The organism is Bacillus sp. AR4-2, from assembly GCF_008274865.1.
GTDB classification, from domain to species: Bacteria; Bacillota; Bacilli; order Bacillales; family Bacillaceae_G; genus Bacillus_A; species Bacillus_A cereus.
Genome location: NZ_CP031062.1, coordinates 4,861,196 through 4,877,790, shown reverse-complemented (window position 1 = coordinate 4,877,790; position 16,595 = coordinate 4,861,196). Strand labels below are relative to the sequence as shown.

Here is a 16,595-nt window from a genome sequence, read left to right as displayed (position 1 = left end):
ATGTTGTGTCGAACCGTTGATATATTAAAAAAATCGTTGATATAATTTAAGTTTTGTTCGATATAATTGAAAAATCGTTGATATATTTAGGTAAATACCAGGGTGGGTATCCAGACGGAGGTGCATGATAATAAAAAAGCGCCCTGTAATAGGGTGCTTTTTTTATGTATCTAGCTCCAGCGGCTAGAATCTCCGGTCGCTTCGCCCCTTCATTCGAGGCAAAAAGCGCCTCGGAATCAGGGACTCCATCGCCCTGCGATTCTGAACGAGCCGCTTCTGCTTTTAGTTATTAACGATTTGTAAAGATCTTATCGATTAAACCGTATTCTAAAGCTTTTTCTGCTGTCATGAAGTTGTCGCGGTCTGTGTCGCGTTGTAGTACTTCAAGTGGTTGACCAGTGCGGTCAGCAAGAATTTGGTTTAGTTTTTCACGTAAGAATAGGATACGTTTTGCAGCGATTTCGATTTCAGTCGCTTGACCTTGTGCTCCACCAAGTGGTTGGTGAATCATTACTTCACTGTTTGGAAGTGCATAACGTTTTCCTTTTTCACCTGCTGCAAGTAAGAATGCACCCATAGATGCAGCCATACCGATACAGATTGTTGATACTTGTGGTTTAATAAACTGCATTGTATCATAGATTGCCATACCCGCTGTGATAGAACCACCAGGGCTGTTGATGTAGATGTGAATATCTTTTTCTGGATCTTGAGATTCCAAGAATAAAAGCTGGGAAACGATTGAGTTAGCTACGTTGTCATCAATTGCACTACCAAGCATAATGATGCGGTCTTTTAATAGTCGAGAGTAAATATCGTAAGCGCGTTCTCCACGATTTGTTTGTTCAATTACTGTAGGAATTAAATTCATCTGTTATTTCCTCCTTATAAAGCTTTCTTAGTCTTATAATACAATTATGGTCAATAAAGGTCAAACGAAACCACTTTAAATCAAAAAAATATGTAGTTGTACCATGAAATATTCGCTATGTTTTCGAAATTCCCTGCTTATGTATCTTCAACATCATAACCGAATTACATAAATTTAAACGTTATGAAAACTGGAGAAAAAAGAAAAGAACGCCTTTTAACTGAAGCGTTCTTTCGATAATTAGTCTTTTAAAAGATAGGTTACTTTATTTAAAATCTTTTCGATTTGTTTCGCGTTTTTACTATACATTTCGCTTGCTGATTTCGACTTTGTTTCTAAGGAAAACAGTTCGAGATCAGCATGACATTTTTTTAAAGATGCTAATAATAAAGGTTTGTTTTGAGGAGAAGGCATCTGGAGTTTGTCATTGTAAATGTCGATAGTAAGTTGTCCGTATGAATCCACTTGACCGAGGAAGACATTTTCAATAACAACACCGAGTTTTTCTAATTCTGAATGTAGCCAAGCGCGGTTATGTCCGCTTGCTGAAAGAGGTTCATCTAGTACATTTCCATCCATAATAACAGTTTGTGGTTCTTTCTCGTTTGGTACTTTTAAACCGATGTCTTTTGCTGTAAGTGGCTGGGAATCTTTCTTTAATAATACATTTAATTCTCCGCTTGGTTCTAAGACAGCAAATTCGACTTCAGCTACGCTGAACGCACTTTTTCCACGGAGAAGTTCCAGTAATTCGTCACTCGTATATTTTTCTTTCTTCAAGTTATCTTCGAGTATCTTTCCGTCTTTTATTAATACGGTAGATTTCCCTTCAAAGAAGTCCCGAGCTGTTTTGTTCTTTAAAGAGAGGATTCCTGTTAAAAAAGGTACTACAGCGAAAATGAGTATCGCAAAGACGCCGTGAAAAAATTTTGAATCGAGCCCTGTAGATACTTGGGCAGCGATGTCACCAATCGTCATTCCGGCTATGTATTCAAAAAAGGAAAGCTGAGAGATTTGTCTTTTCCCTAACCATTTCGTAATAGCGAATAAAATAATTAATATGAATACAGAGCGAAGAATGACAAGTGTCCATTCCGGCAGGTGAGACATAGTCGTTTCCTCCAGTCTACTTAAAACCCTTTATATTGAGGTTCTTCACGTTCTAATACTGAAATTCTATCCTTTAAATCAGCGATGACGCTGTCCATTTCTAACATACATTCATGAAATACGCGTTTTGATTCTTCGTCTTGTGAATTTAATGAAAGGGAGCTTAAACTTGCTTGGGCGCCCCTTACACTAGCAAGGCAAGTTTTTACGCTAGCGATAACAGTCATATAAACACCTCTTATCCTTTCGGTTTGAATAATAATGCTCCAATGAAGCCGAAAATAATAGCTGCTGATACACCGGCGCTCGTTACTTTAAACATGCCGGTAATAACGCCAACGATGCCATGTTTTGCAGCTTCTTCCATTGCGCCATGAACGAGGGCATTACCAAAGCTTGTAATAGGTACAGTTGCCCCAGCTCCAGCGAAATCAATTAATGGCTCATACAAATTAAATCCATCTAATATAGCTCCAGCAACAACGAGTGTTGCCATTGTATGAGCGGGTGTTAGTTTGCCGACATCAAACATAAGTTGGCCGATTACACATATGAGTCCGCCAATGACGAAAGCCCAGAAAAAAATCATTGCGTTGCACCTCCAAATTCAATCGAAACGGCATGAGCGATACACGGAATCGTTTCTTCTTGTTGGAATGTAAGTGGAGATAGTAAAGCGCCTGTCGCAACGACAAGTATTTTTTTGAACTCTCCTCTTTTCATTCGGTTTAATAAATGACCGTACACGACTGTTGCGGAACATCCAGGCCCACTAGCACCAGCTATGACAGGTTGTCCTTCTCTATAAATGATAATTCCGCAATCTTGAAATTGTTCGCTCGTTACTTTCGTTCCGTGTTTATGTAGTAAGTCATAAGCAATTTCGCGTCCTACATGTCCGAGATCGCCTGTTACGATTAAATCGTAGTAAGAGGCATCAATTTGGCGTTCACGTAAATGGGCTTCAATTGTATCAACTGCAGCTGGAGCCATTGCGCCTCCCATATTAAACGGATCCGTTAATCCCATATCAACAACTCGCCCAATCGTTGCAGATGTTACTCTTGGACCATGGCCAGTATCGCTTAAAATAGCGGCTCCTGCTCCAGTTACTGTCCACTGTGCAGTAGGCGGCTTTTGTCCACCGTATTCGGTAGGGTAGCGGAATTGTTTTTCTACAGCAGTATTATGGCTTGAAGCTCCAGTTAATAAATATTTTGCACCTTTTGCATTTACGATACTTGCCCCAAGTGCTAAACCTTCCATAGAAGTAGAGCAAGCCCCGAATAATCCGAGATAAGGAGTGCCCAGTGTGCGGCAAGCAAAGCTTGTTGGAGTAATTTGATTAATTAAATCTCCTGCGAGTACGAATTGAATATCATCTTTACGAAGCTCTGCTTTTTCAGTAGCGCGACTACAAGCTTCTTCGAATAAAATTTTATGTGCTTTTTCATAGGAATCTTGTCCGAGCCATAAATCTTCATGAAGGATATCGAAGTCTTCTGGGATGTTCCCCTTTGCTTCAAATGGTCCACCGACAACCCCTGTTGAGATAATGACTGGTTTGTTTTCAAATACCCACGTTCGGTGTCCTTGTAACATTTATAGCCCTCCCCATTGAACGAGAATAGTTTTAATAAGTGCGATGACGAAAGCGGAAAATACACCAAATAAAATAACAGAACCAGCTAGTTTAAACATATTGCCGCCAACGCCAAGGACAAATCCTTCCGTTCGATGCTCAATACATGCGGCAATAACAGAGTTACCAAATCCAGTAACAGGTACAGCTGTACCTGCTCCGGCAAACTGTCCAAAACGATCGTATATACCAAATCCAGTTAGTAACATGGAGATGAAAATGAGAGTTGCGACTGTTGGATTGCCTGCTGAGCGTTCAGTGAAATCAAAATATGTGATGTAAAAAGTAGAAATGAGTTGTCCGATGAAGCAAATAAAACCACCGACGAAAAAGGCTTTTATACAATTTTTTAAGACAGGTCGTTTCGGTTCGCGTTCTTGTTCGAATTTTTTATACTCCTGTTGTACAGGGGTTAAGTTTTTATCTTTACTAGCCATTGCAATCCTTCCTTTTCTTTTAAAAAGCGTTAAGTGTTAGACTCCATTTTTTTACCAATGAATTTTAATTGTTTATTAATTTCATCTTTAGATACTTCTTTTTCCTGAATTTTTCTTTCGAGTTTTTCGAGTAACATAAAGATTTTTTTATCTGTACTGACACGAACATCGAAAGTAGGGTGCTCATCACTTAGTTGCTTTTGAAGCTTTTTACGCAGCGGCTTTAATCCAAACCTTTCGTGATGCTCAGGTGTAACTGCTATGTAGAGATCTAAATTTGAATTCACTGCTGTGCTTTTTATAATTTCATCCATAGCGAGAGCTCTTTTTTTCGCTCCTTGTGATATAGATTGATTAAAGGATTCCGTACTCGTCTTTGTTAACTTTGGACCTTTTTCTTTCTCCGTTCGTTTTGCTTCTTCTTTCACTTTTTTATCTAAAGGACTATTATCACATCCGGTAAAAGAGCTAAATAGAAGTGCAAATAATGCGGTTATGAGGCCGAGTTTTCGCATAATTATCATTCCATTTCTATTGCAATATGTAATGTGATAGAAAAAGGATGACTGCATATCATCCTTTTTCTATTTCACAGCAAGACTGATTCGTTATTGCTGTGAGTATTGTGGTTCTTCTTGTTGGACTTCTTCAACGCGTGGGTTTAAAGAATCGATAATCGTTTGTGTTTGCTGCGCAGCTGTTTGGAAAAGTTGCTTAGCTTGTTGGTTATCCGTATCAAGAGCGAATCCCTCTAAGCTAGCTTGTGCACTTTTTAATCCAGAAACAGTTTGCTTTAATTTTGTAATTACAGTCATTGAATGAAGCCCCCTTTGGAATATCAATTCAAAGATTATAATTTGTGAGTTGGGGTGAATTTATGATTGGAAAATTTAGGAGTGGAATAGATTTTATATGCTTTTAGCTAAGGTGCATAAGGTATTATGGGGATATTTTTATTGATTTAGAAGGATTTTATTGCTATTATTATGAGAAGAAAATGAAGTGTTTTCTATAATCATGCGCCCATAGCTCAGTCGGATAGAGCGGTGGTTTCCGGTACCACGTCTGCCGGGGGTTCGAATCCCTCTGGGCGCGTCAAAAAGTCCTAACTTACGTTTTGTAGGTTAGGACTTTTTTTATTTCCCTCTTGTTATATCTAGTAATAAGATTTACTATTAGTACTTGATAATAATTTTTTAACGTTATTATTTTCTTTCAATATTATTCAAATTTCGGTTGTAAGTTGTAAATCTCATTAATACATATAAATTAATAATATTTTGGAATGGGTGTCTGTGATAGCATTCTCCTTTTACCAAACTTATTGTACAATAGAAACAAGGGGGAGATTAGTTTGAAGGCAAGTCTTTTACAAGAACAAAGCTTACGTTTGGCAATGACACAAGAGTTAAGGCAAGCGATTACAATGCTCCAGTATAATGTACAAGAATTATCGGAGTTTTTGTATGAGCAATCGTTAGAGAATCCCCTTATTGAGTTAGGTGGTTTTGAGAGGGAGAAGAAAAAGAGCTCTAACAACAGTAAAAGTACCAGCAAACAAGTCGAGAATCAGATGGAGATCTACAGTGTGGATTCTACAACGATTCAGCAACATTTATTAAATCAAATACAGTATTATAAAATAGATGAAGAAGAGCGAAAAGTAGCTTCTTTCATTATTATGAACATGGATGGAAATGGATATTTACAAGAAACGAATGAAGAGTTAGCAGAGCTCCTTTCTGCACATATTCATGTAGTCGACCGTTCTGTAGAGCTTGTCCAATCACTGGAGCCAGCAGGGGTAGGGGCGCGTAATATTCAGGAATGTTTAACTTTGCAATTGAAGCGCTTACAAAGACGTAATGGATTAGCAGAAGAGGTTGTAGAAGATCATTTCGCTTATTTCGTGAAGAAAGATTGGCGAAAGCTCGTTCAAGTGTTGAAGTGTAGTAATGAGGAATTGCAGAGTGCGGTAAATTGTATAACGTCATTACAACCAAAACCAGGTCTTGCGTTTTCTTCAGATAAACCACTTTACATTGTACCTGATATGGCGGTGAAAAAAGATGGCGATCGCCTCGTCTTACAAATGAACGAGAGAAATATGCCGAGAATTGAAATTCATTCTGAATATAGTGCGCTTCTTAATAATAGTGAAAGTGAAGTAGCATCTTACGTATCAGAAAAGTATCAGCATGTGCAGTGGATTATGCGCAGTTTGAAGCAGAGAAAACAGACGCTGCTGCAAGTAATGACTATTATTATGGAAAAACAACGTGATTTCTTCTGGAAAGGTCCAGAGTATTTAAGACCTCTCGCTTTAAAAGAGGTAGCGGAAGAGTTAAGTGTGCATGAATCGACAATTAGTCGTGCGACGCGAAATAAATATGTGCAAACACCACACGGTTTATTTGAGATGAAATCGTTCTTTAGCAATGCCGTTTCGACGACTGAAGATGAAGCAGTTTCTACAAAACGTGTAAAACAATTTATTCAAACGCTAATTAGGGCAGAGGATAAGAAAAAGCCACTTTCAGATCAAAAGATTTCAAAATTATTAGAAGAAGAGCATGAAATTGTTATTTCTCGAAGAACAGTGGCGAAGTATAGAGAACAAATGCATATCCCAGCTTCGTCATTACGAAAAACGATCGGATAGGTGAAGAAGATGAAAGTTGTACTGTATACTAAAAAAGATTGTGGCCTTTGCGTGAAGGCGAAACAAGTTTTAAAGGAAGTACAATGTGAATATTCTTTTCAAATCGAGGAAATAGATATATATGAAGATAATGACCTTTTAGAAAAATATCACTTAATGATTCCGGTTGTAGAAATGGACGGAAAACAAGTAGAATATGGTAACATTCACAAAGGTGTCATAATAAACTATATAAAGAATGCAGTTAAGAGTTGAATAAGTTTCTATCTCCTGTTACAATAATACACGTAGCAGGGATTATTTTTTTAACCTATGTGGGACACAAAATGTCACTACGGGACGTAAAGTGACCATGAAGGAAAAATGAACCGATGTAGTGAGGAGAAAAGATATGCGCTCATGGATTCAGAACACAAAAAAATTATTACCTGATCTGCTACCTGTTATGCAAACGAGAATGCAAATTCTTCAATACATTAGGCTCATGCAGCCGATTGGAAGAAGAAACTTATCAGCAAGTCTCGGTATGACAGAACGAGTATTGCGAAGTGAAGTTCAAGTTTTGAAAGAACAAAACTTAGTTCACGTCGCTTCTTCTGGAATGACTTTGACAGAAGAAGGAACAGCTTTAGTTCTTGCTTTGGAAGACTTTATGAAAGAAATTTCCGGGTTAAAGGTTTTAGAAAAGCAACTTAAGGAAACATTAGACTTGGATGAAGTTTTCGTTGTCCCTGGTGATAGTGATGAATCACCTTGGGTCAAACTGGAGATGGGCCGTGCTTGTGTGACTTGTATAAAAGACCGTCTGACAGCGAATAATATCGTTGCTGTGGCTGGAGGAACTACGCTAGCTGCTGCTGCGGACATGATGCAACTTGATTGCAAAGATTTACATATGCTATTTGTCCCAGCACGTGGTGGAATTGGAGAAGGCGTCGAATTAGAAGCCAATACCATTTGTGCCAAGATGGCACAAAATACGATGAGTAATTATCGCTTATTGTATGTTCCAGACCATGTTAGTAGCGAAGCATATGCGTCTATTGTGACAGAGCCTTCCGTGAAAGAAGTTCTTGAGTTGATTCGATCTTCCAATATCGTCATTCATGGAATAGGTGATGCGTTAACAATGGCACGTCGCAGAAGTACTTCAGAAGCAGATTGGTTAAAGATTCAGGCAAGCGAAGCAGTTGGCGAAGCTTTCGGTTACTACTTTAATGAAGAAGGAAATGTTGTTCATAAAGTAAGAACAGTTGGTATGCAACTAGAGGATTTACAAAATGTATCTCACGTTGTTGCAGTCGCTGGAGGTTCTTCAAAGGCAAAAGCAATACAGGCTGTAATTAAACAAGGGCACACTTCAATTCTAATTACAGATGAAGGTGCAGCAAAACAGTTAACAAAGGGTTTTACCCTTTAATATAATCCCCCAAGGAGGAAATTCAAATGACTAAAATTGGTATTAATGGATTTGGACGTATCGGACGTAACGTATTCCGCGCAGCTCTTAACAACTCTGAGGTAGAAGTAGTAGCAATCAACGACTTAACAGATGCTAAAACATTAGCTCACCTTTTAAAATATGACACAGTTCACGGAACTTTAAATGCAGAAGTATCTGCTAACGAAAACAGCATCGTTGTTAACGGTAAAGAAATTAAAGTTATCGCTGAGCGTGACCCAGCTCAATTACCATGGAGCGACTACGGAGTAGAAGTAGTAGTAGAATCTACTGGCCGTTTCACTAAAAAATCAGACGCTGAGAAACACTTAGGTGGATCAGTTAAGAAAGTTATCATCTCAGCTCCAGCTTCTGACGAAGATATCACTGTAGTTATGGGTGTTAACCACGAACAATACGATGCAGCTAACCACAACGTAGTATCTAACGCTTCTTGTACTACAAACTGTCTAGCTCCATTCGCTAAAGTATTAAACGAAAAATTCGGCGTAAAACGCGGAATGATGACAACAATTCACTCTTACACTAACGACCAACAAATCTTAGACTTACCACACAAAGATTTACGTCGTGCTCGTGCAGCAGCTGAAAACATGATCCCAACATCTACTGGTGCAGCTAAAGCTGTAGCATTAGTATTACCAGAACTTAAAGGTAAATTAAACGGTGGCGCTGTACGTGTTCCAACTGCTAACGTTTCTCTAGTTGACCTAGTTGTTGAACTTGACAAAGAAGTAACAGTTGAAGAAGTAAATGCAGCATTCAAAGCAGCAGCTGAAGGCGAATTAAAAGGTATCCTTGGATACAGCGAAGAGCCATTAGTATCTATCGACTATAACGGATGTACAGCTTCTTCTACAATCGATGCATTATCTACAATGGTAATGGAAGGTAACATGGTTAAAGTACTTTCTTGGTACGATAACGAAACTGGTTACTCTAACCGCGTAGTAGACCTAGCAGCTTACATGACTTCAAAAGGTCTTTAATTCTTAATTATATAAGTTATCAATGACAAAACGAGGGAGAGGGTTTGTTCCCTCTCTCTCTTCTTTCGTTTTAAAAGCAAATGTGTTAAGCTTTTGAGTGGGTTTTGTCAATCCTAACTAGTAGTCGGAGGGAAATCCAATGAACAAAAAATCAATTCGTGACGTAGATTTAAAAGGTAAGCGTGTATTTTGCCGCGTTGATTTCAACGTACCTATGAAAGAAGGCAAAATTACAGATGAAACTCGTATCCGTGCAGCTCTTCCTACAATTCAATATTTAGTAGAGCAAGGTGCGAAAGTTATTTTAGCAAGTCACTTAGGCCGTCCAAAAGGTCAAGTAGTAGAAGAAATGCGTTTAACTCCAGTAGCAGCACGTTTAGGTGAGCTTCTTGGTAAAGACGTTAAAAAAGCGGACGAAGCATTCGGACCAGTTGCACAAGAAATGGTTGCAGCAATGAACGAAGGCGACGTATTAGTTCTTGAAAACGTACGTTTCTATGCGGGCGAAGAAAAGAACGATGCAGAACTTGCGAAAGAATTTGCAGCACTTGCTGACATCTTCGTAAACGATGCATTCGGTGCAGCTCACCGTGCTCACGCTTCTACAGCAGGTATCGCAGACTACCTACCAGCAGTATCTGGTCTATTAATGGAAAAAGAGTTAGATGTACTTGGTAAAGCACTTTCTAACCCAGAACGTCCATTTACAGCTATTATCGGTGGTGCGAAAGTAAAAGATAAAATCGGTGTAATTCGTCATCTATTAGACAAAGTAGATAACTTAATCATCGGTGGTGGACTTGCTTACACATTCGTTAAAGCTTTAGGTCATGAAATTGGTCTATCTCTATGTGAAGACGACAAGATCGAACTAGCTAAAGAATTTATGCAACTTGCAAAAGAAAAAGGCGTAAACTTCTACATGCCAGTTGATGTTGTAATCACTGAGGAATTCTCTGAAACTGCAACAACTAAAATCGTTGGTATCGACTCTATCCCTTCTAACTGGGAAGGCGTGGACATCGGTCCTAAAACACGTGAAATTTATGCAGATGTAATTAAAAATTCTAAGCTTGTTGTATGGAATGGACCAATGGGTGTATTCGAAATGACTCCATTCGCAGAAGGTACAAAAGCAGTAGGACAAGCATTAGCAGATGCAGAAGATACATACTCTGTTATCGGCGGTGGTGACTCTGCAGCAGCTGTTGAAAAATTCGGTATGGCTGATAAAATGAGCCACATTTCTACTGGCGGCGGTGCGTCATTAGAATTCATGGAAGGTAAAGAGCTTCCAGGTGTAGTTTGTCTTAACGACAAATAAGTAGCAGCCAAAGAAAAAGGACGGTGCAAAGCATGCGTAAACCAATTATCGCAGGTAACTGGAAAATGAATAAAACTCTATCAGAAGCAGTTAGCTTCGTAGAGGAAGTTAAAGGTCAAATCCCAGCAGCTTCAGCTGTTGATGCAGTAGTTTGCTCTCCAGCTCTATTCTTAGAGCGCCTTGTAGCAGCAACTGAAGGAACTGACTTACAAGTAGGTGCACAAAACATGCACTTCGAAAAAAATGGTGCATTCACTGGCGAAATTAGCCCAGTAGCACTTAGCGACTTAAAAGTTGGCTATGTAGTACTTGGCCACTCTGAGCGTCGTGAAATGTTTGCTGAAACAGATGAGTCAGTAAACAAAAAGACTATCGCAGCATTTGAACATGGTTTAACACCAATCGTATGTTGTGGTGAGACTTTAGAAGAGCGCGAAAGCGGAAAAACATTTGATTTAGTAGCAGGTCAAGTGACAAAAGCACTTGCAGGTTTAACAGAAGAGCAAGTTAAAGCAACTGTTATCGCTTATGAGCCAATCTGGGCTATCGGTACAGGTAAATCTTCTTCTTCTGCAGATGCAAACGAAGTATGTGCGCACATCCGTAAAGTTGTTGCAGAAGCTGTTTCTCCAGAAGCTGCAGAAGCTGTTCGTATCCAATACGGCGGTAGCGTAAAACCAGAAAACATTAAAGAGTATATGGCACAATCTGACATCGACGGCGCTTTAGTTGGCGGTGCTAGCTTAGAGCCAGCTTCGTTCTTAGGTCTTCTGGGGGCGGTAAAATGAGAAAGCCAACAGCTTTAATCATTCTTGACGGTTTCGGACTTCGTGAAGAAACTTACGGGAATGCTGTAGCACAAGCTAAGAAACCTAATTTTGATGGTTACTGGAACAAATTCCCTCACACAACGCTTACAGCTTGTGGCGAGGCAGTAGGTCTTCCAGAAGGTCAAATGGGTAACTCTGAGGTTGGTCACTTAAATATCGGTGCTGGCCGCATTGTATATCAAAGCTTAACACGCGTTAACGTTGCAATTCGTGAAGGTGAGTTCGATAAGAACGAAACGTTCCAAAGTGCAATTAAAAGCGTAAAAGAAAAAGGTACTGCACTTCATTTATTCGGTTTACTTTCTGACGGTGGTGTGCACAGTCACATGAATCACATGTTTGCTCTTCTTCGCTTAGCAGCTAAAGAAGGCGTTGAGAAAGTATACATTCATGCATTCTTAGATGGCCGCGATGTTGGACCAAAAACAGCACAAAGCTATATCGATGCAACAAATGAAGTAATTAAAGAAACAGGAGTAGGACAATTCGCGACTATCTCTGGTCGTTATTACTCCATGGACCGTGACAAGCGTTGGGATCGCGTAGAAAAATGTTACCGTGCTATGGTGAATGGTGAAGGCCCTACTTATAAATCAGCAGAAGAGTGTGTAGAAGACTCTTATGCGAACGGTATCTATGATGAATTCGTATTGCCGTCTGTAATTGTTAACGAAGATAACACGCCAGTTGCAACAATCAATGATGATGATGCAGTTATCTTCTATAACTTCCGTCCAGACCGTGCAATTCAAATTGCTCGTGTATTTACAAACGAAGACTTCCGTGAGTTCGATCGTGGTGAAAAAGTACCTCACATTCCAGAATTCGTATGTATGACACACTTCAGTGAAACTGTAGATGGTTACGTGGCATTCAAGCCAATGAACCTTGATAACACTTTAGGTGAAGTTGTTGCGCAAGCGGGATTAAAGCAACTTCGCATCGCGGAAACTGAAAAGTATCCGCACGTTACATTCTTCTTTAGCGGTGGTCGTGAGGCTGAATTCCCAGGAGAAGAGCGTATCTTAATTAACTCACCAAAGGTTGCAACGTATGACTTGAAACCTGAAATGAGCATTTACGAAGTAACGGACGCTTTAGTAAATGAAATCGAAAATGATAAACATGATGTTATCATTCTTAACTTTGCGAACTGTGATATGGTTGGCCATTCTGGGATGATGGAACCAACAATTAAAGCAGTAGAAGCAACTGACGAATGTTTAGGAAAAGTTGTAGAAGCGATTCTTGCAAAAGATGGTGTAGCACTTATTACTGCTGACCATGGTAATGCTGATCAGGAGTTAACTGCTGATGGCGGTCCTATGACAGCTCATACAACTAACCCGGTTCCTTTCATCGTTACAAAAAATGATGTAGAGCTTCGTGAAGGTGGTATTTTAGGAGATATCGCTCCAACAATGCTTACACTTTTAAATGTGGAACAACCGAAAGAAATGACAGGTAAAACAATTATTAAATAATTTGCTTATATAAAAAGGAGAGAATTTATTATGCCAACAATTATTGATGTTTATGCTCGCGAAGTCCTTGACTCTCGTGGTAATCCAACTGTAGAAGTAGAAGTTTATACAGAAAGCGGCGCTTTCGGACGCGCTATCGTACCAAGTGGTGCATCTACTGGTGAACACGAAGCAGTAGAATTACGTGACGGTGACAAATCTCGTTACCTTGGTAAAGGTGTTATTAACGCAGTAAACAACGTTAACGAAATTATCGCTCCAGAAATCGAAGGTTTCGATGTAACTGACCAAGCTGGTATCGACCGTGCTATGATCGAATTAGATGGCACTCCAAACAAAGGTAAACTAGGCGCTAACGCTATCCTTGGTGTATCTATGGCAGTAGCTCACGCAGCAGCTGACTTCGTAGGTCTTCCATTATACCGTTACCTTGGTGGATTCAATGCAAAACAATTACCAACTCCAATGATGAACATCATCAACGGTGGTTCTCACGCTGATAACAACGTTGACTTCCAAGAGTTCATGATCTTACCAGTTGGTGCTCCAACATTCAAAGAATCAATCCGTATGGGTGCTGAAGTATTCCATGCACTTAAAGCTGTATTACATGACAAAGGTCTTAACACTGCAGTAGGTGACGAAGGTGGATTCGCTCCAAACCTTGGTTCTAACCGTGAAGCTCTAGAAGTAATCATCGAAGCTATCGAAAAAGCTGGTTACAAAGCTGGCGAGAACGTATTCTTAGGAATGGACGTTGCTTCTTCTGAGTTCTACAACAAAGAAACTGGTAAATATGACCTTGCAGGCGAAGGCCGTACTGGCTTAACTTCTGCAGAAATGGTTGATTTCTATGAAGAGCTTTGCAAAGACTTCCCAATCATCTCTATCGAAGATGGTTTAGACGAAAACGACTGGGATGGTCACAAATTATTAACTGAGCGTATCGGTGATAAAGTACAATTAGTTGGTGACGATTTATTCGTAACTAACACTCAAAAACTTGCTGAAGGTATCGAAAAAGGTATCTCTAACTCAATCTTAATTAAAGTTAACCAAATCGGTACTTTAACTGAGACTTTCGAAGCTATCGAAATGGCTAAACGTGCTGGTTACACAGCAGTTGTATCTCACCGTTCTGGTGAAACTGAAGATGCTACAATCGCTGACATCGCAGTTGCAACTAACGCTGGCCAAATCAAAACTGGTTCTATGAGCCGTACTGACCGTATTGCTAAGTACAACCAATTATTACGCATCGAAGACGAACTAGGCGAAATCGCTGTTTACGATGGTATCAAATCTTTCTATAACATCAAACGATAATTGTAGAAAACAAACGACAGACCGTGAGAAATCACGGTCTGTTTTTTTATGCTAAAATTGTTCACCCGTCATAAGTGACATGAAATGTTTGAAGAAGCGGTTATAATCAAAATCAATTGCTATTTGATGACTCGGCCAATCAATAAATGGTTTAGATTCTCCTAAAGAGCGAAATTCTCCAATGCTTGCCCCCTGTGCATAAGATTCTGTCATGACAACGATAGGTGATTTGTGATAGGTAAACATAGAGTTATCAAGTAAAGCGAGTATTGGTATTGTGTCATGGAAGGGGCTCCCCTTTAAATGTGGTAGGGTGTCTTTATAATATCCGTAGTAATAATGATCAAATAACGGTTTGACAAGTGGAGCTTTTCCTTTTACCTCAATGTATTCTGCCATTTCTGGTGTAATGATGGAGTATTGAGTGACGTTTAATGGGTATATGTACATGTTAGCTGTGGATTGAAGGACTATATTAGCGGCAGTAGGATCGCCATAAAAGTTTGCTTCGGAAATAGGGGTAACATTACCAGGATGTAAAAAGGCACCGCCCATTACATAGTAAGATTTAATTTGTTTCATTAACTGTTTGCACATGATAAACAAAATTGCTAGGGAGGTAAGTCTTCCTAAACTCACAATAATTAATTCATCTTTATACTGTTCAATAAGAGGAATAACTTCAAAAAAATTCTCCATTTCTCCGTTAGTTATATTCACCTTTGGAATAATTGGCCCAAGCCCCTGTTTTCCATGTACATCCGTAAAAAACGCAGGTGGGGCACCAGTAAGGGGACGTTCTGAACCACCGAATATCTTGATATTTCTATTCTTTGTTTCGTTATTAAAAAAATGAGCATTTTCTACGGCCATTTTTTTTGGAACATTGCCGTAATCAGCAACGATACCGACGATTTCTACTTCATCGATAAAGAATGCTAAGAGGAGAGCCATCGTATCATCAATCCCAGGATCACAAAAAATGAGAACTTTTTTGGGCATATGTTCACCACCTATCTTGTTTATCCCGTACAAACCAGCTTGGTGAGGGCTAATAATCAATAAGGATGAGGGGAATCTCATTGATTAAAGTTTCACTTTATATATATGTAAGTTTAAGAATAAAAAGATTATTTTATTGAAATAATAGTCTTTTAAATTCAGAAAATAAAAACTTTTTATATTAGGTCAAGGTTTTTGACGTAATTTCCGTTTAGAAATGCAGTCATATCAAGGTTGTAAGCGTATAACATAGGCTGTTTTTGCTGTCAAGTTGAAAAATTGCAGCTTTTTACAATTTATACTATGATAAAGATATTAACAGAAGATCGTATAAACATGAGGGATGATGAACATGAAATTTACAAAGATTCTTGTCCAAATTGCTGCTCTTTACGTGTTTTATATGGTTGGAACTTGGGTGCAAGAAATGTTAAATATTCCGATTCCAGGAAGTTTGATTGGAATGTTCCTCTTACTTGTTTTACTTAGCCTAAAAGTTCTGCCAGTGAAATGGTTCGATTTAGGAGCAGAAACACTCGTTGCTATTATGCCGTTTTTATTAATTCCGCCAACACTTGGCCTAATGAATTACGGTGCTTTTTTTATGAGTAAAGGAATTTCTCTTTTCATTACAGTTGTAGCGAGTACATTTTTAATTATTATTGTCGCAGGACATACAGGACAATATCTTGCGAATAGGAAGGAAAGAGAGTCGCGATGAGCCAAATATTAATCGGAGTCGGTTGGGTTCTTTTTACGGTGCTATTATATCAATTATCTAAAAAAATCTATAAATTATTTCCAACACCATTCACCATTCCAATGCTTGTAGCAACTGGATTAATGGCTTTCCTATTTATCGTGCTTGATATACCATATCAACATTATATGGAAAGTGGTGGTGGCTGGATTGCAAAGCTACTTGGACCCGGTGTTGTAGCATTTGCAATTCCTCTTTATAAACAACGTCATGTTCTGCAAAAATATGTTGTACCGATTGCTGGTGGCGTATTAGTAGGTACAACGGTTGCGATCGCTAGTGATTTTGCGATTGCTTCACTTATGGGAACGGATAAAAGCTTAATCTTATCGTCTTTACCAAAATCGGTGACAATGCCAGTTGCGATGAGTGTTTCTGAACAAGTTGGTGGTGTACCTTCCTTAACAGCAGCTTTCGTTGTTATCGCAGGTATTACTGGAACGATTACAGGACCCCTTTTATTAAAATGGAGCCGTGTTACAAACTCAGTTGGTAAAGGTATAGGATTTGGATGTGCTTCTCATATTATGGGTGTTATGAGAGCAATGAAAAATAATGAGCATGAAGGTGTTATTGGATCGGTAACAATGACATTAACAGCAATTTTGACATGTTTACTTGGACCGTTATTTGCGATGATGTTTATGTAATAGAAGAAAAGCGAGAGCGCCTCTATAGCTCTCGCTTTTCTATAGA

Annotated in this window: 19 protein-coding genes and 1 tRNA gene; 11 read left to right on the top strand and 9 right to left on the bottom strand. The window is 39.0% G+C overall.

Going from position 1 to position 16,595, the window contains the following annotated elements; all coding sequences use genetic code 11:
* Nucleotides 1-289: 289 nt before the first annotated feature.
* The 8 genes from clpP to DN399_RS25310 all read right to left on the bottom strand — a co-directional run bounded on the left by clpP (nt 290) and on the right by DN399_RS25310 (nt 4,875).
* Nucleotides 290-871, bottom strand: coding sequence for an ATP-dependent Clp endopeptidase proteolytic subunit ClpP (clpP, locus tag DN399_RS25345; protein WP_001049162.1), 582 nt, complete (start codon nt 869-871; stop codon nt 290-292).
* A 240-nt stretch (nt 872-1,111) separates the two neighbouring features.
* Nucleotides 1,112-1,981 (bottom strand): DUF421 domain-containing protein, encoded by an 870-nt coding sequence (locus DN399_RS25340; RefSeq protein WP_000018924.1) that lies wholly within the window; start codon nt 1,979-1,981, stop codon nt 1,112-1,114.
* 20 nt (nt 1,982-2,001) lie between these two features.
* Entirely contained in the window at nt 2,002-2,208 is a 207-nt protein-coding gene (locus DN399_RS25335; RefSeq protein ID WP_000215909.1) for a DUF1657 domain-containing protein, read from the bottom strand.
* A gap of 11 nt (nt 2,209-2,219) precedes the next feature.
* Nucleotides 2,220-2,570, bottom strand: a complete 351-nt coding sequence (gene spoVAE / locus DN399_RS25330) for a stage V sporulation protein AE (protein ID WP_000575919.1) — start codon at nt 2,568-2,570, stop codon at nt 2,220-2,222.
* A complete protein-coding gene (gene spoVAD, locus DN399_RS25325) occupies nt 2,567-3,583 on the bottom strand; it encodes a stage V sporulation protein AD (RefSeq protein WP_000938972.1) in 1,017 nt (338 codons plus the stop codon). The genes spoVAE and spoVAD overlap by 4 nt, the downstream gene beginning before the upstream one ends.
* Entirely contained in the window at nt 3,584-4,060 is a 477-nt protein-coding gene (gene spoVAC / locus DN399_RS25320) for a stage V sporulation protein AC (RefSeq protein WP_000146953.1), read from the bottom strand. It lies immediately after the preceding gene.
* Between the two features lie 29 nt (nt 4,061-4,089).
* Nucleotides 4,090-4,575, bottom strand: coding sequence for a YhcN/YlaJ family sporulation lipoprotein (locus DN399_RS25315; RefSeq protein ID WP_016123759.1), 486 nt, complete (start codon nt 4,573-4,575; stop codon nt 4,090-4,092).
* Nucleotides 4,576-4,668: 93 nt separating this feature from the next.
* Nucleotides 4,669-4,875 (bottom strand): DUF1657 domain-containing protein, encoded by a 207-nt coding sequence (locus DN399_RS25310; protein ID WP_000216166.1) that lies wholly within the window; start codon nt 4,873-4,875, stop codon nt 4,669-4,671.
* A gap of 204 nt (nt 4,876-5,079) precedes the next feature.
* On the opposite strand from DN399_RS25310, the gene DN399_RS25305 reads away from it, so the two are divergent.
* From DN399_RS25305 to eno, 9 genes are all read left to right on the top strand, one after another.
* Nucleotides 5,080-5,155, top strand: a tRNA-Arg gene (locus tag DN399_RS25305).
* 259 nt (nt 5,156-5,414) lie between these two features.
* Entirely contained in the window at nt 5,415-6,722 is a 1,308-nt protein-coding gene (gene rpoN, locus DN399_RS25300; protein ID WP_149150040.1) for an RNA polymerase factor sigma-54, read from the top strand.
* Nucleotides 6,723-6,731: 9 nt separating this feature from the next.
* On the top strand, nt 6,732-6,977 hold the full coding sequence (locus tag DN399_RS25295) for a glutaredoxin family protein (protein WP_000869726.1): 246 nt from the start codon (nt 6,732-6,734) through the stop codon (nt 6,975-6,977).
* A gap of 136 nt (nt 6,978-7,113) precedes the next feature.
* On the top strand, nt 7,114-8,142 hold the full coding sequence (cggR, locus tag DN399_RS25290; RefSeq protein ID WP_001258185.1) for a gapA transcriptional regulator CggR: 1,029 nt from the start codon (nt 7,114-7,116) through the stop codon (nt 8,140-8,142).
* 26 nt (nt 8,143-8,168) lie between these two features.
* On the top strand, nt 8,169-9,173 hold the full coding sequence (gap, locus tag DN399_RS25285; RefSeq protein WP_000161236.1) for a type I glyceraldehyde-3-phosphate dehydrogenase: 1,005 nt from the start codon (nt 8,169-8,171) through the stop codon (nt 9,171-9,173).
* 139 nt (nt 9,174-9,312) lie between these two features.
* The gene (locus tag DN399_RS25280) at nt 9,313-10,497 is read left to right on the top strand and encodes a phosphoglycerate kinase (protein WP_001036350.1); all 1,185 of its coding nucleotides are present in this window, start codon (nt 9,313-9,315) and stop codon (nt 10,495-10,497) included.
* 32 nt (nt 10,498-10,529) lie between these two features.
* Nucleotides 10,530-11,285: a triose-phosphate isomerase gene (tpiA, locus tag DN399_RS25275; RefSeq protein WP_001231038.1), complete on the top strand. Its 756-nt coding sequence runs from the start codon at nt 10,530-10,532 to the stop codon at nt 11,283-11,285.
* Nucleotides 11,282-12,811: a 2,3-bisphosphoglycerate-independent phosphoglycerate mutase gene (gene gpmI, locus DN399_RS25270; RefSeq protein WP_048558131.1), complete on the top strand. Its 1,530-nt coding sequence runs from the start codon at nt 11,282-11,284 to the stop codon at nt 12,809-12,811. The genes tpiA and gpmI overlap by 4 nt, the downstream gene beginning before the upstream one ends.
* A gap of 30 nt (nt 12,812-12,841) precedes the next feature.
* Complete coding sequence (gene eno, locus DN399_RS25265; RefSeq protein ID WP_001142111.1) at nt 12,842-14,137, top strand: phosphopyruvate hydratase; 1,296 nt, start codon at nt 12,842-12,844, stop codon at nt 14,135-14,137.
* Between the two features lie 51 nt (nt 14,138-14,188).
* On the opposite strand, the gene DN399_RS25260 is transcribed toward eno, so the two are convergent.
* On the bottom strand, nt 14,189-15,139 hold the full coding sequence (locus DN399_RS25260; RefSeq protein WP_149150039.1) for a nucleoside hydrolase: 951 nt from the start codon (nt 15,137-15,139) through the stop codon (nt 14,189-14,191).
* A 352-nt stretch (nt 15,140-15,491) separates the two neighbouring features.
* Here DN399_RS25260 and DN399_RS25255 point away from each other — a divergent pair, with 352 nt between their 5' ends.
* On the top strand, nt 15,492-15,860 hold the full coding sequence (locus DN399_RS25255) for a CidA/LrgA family holin-like protein (RefSeq protein WP_000673222.1): 369 nt from the start codon (nt 15,492-15,494) through the stop codon (nt 15,858-15,860).
* Nucleotides 15,857-16,549, top strand: a complete 693-nt coding sequence (locus DN399_RS25250) for an LrgB family protein (protein ID WP_000078309.1) — start codon at nt 15,857-15,859, stop codon at nt 16,547-16,549. The genes DN399_RS25255 and DN399_RS25250 overlap by 4 nt, the downstream gene beginning before the upstream one ends.
* The last annotated feature ends 46 nt before the right edge of the window (nt 16,550-16,595 follow it).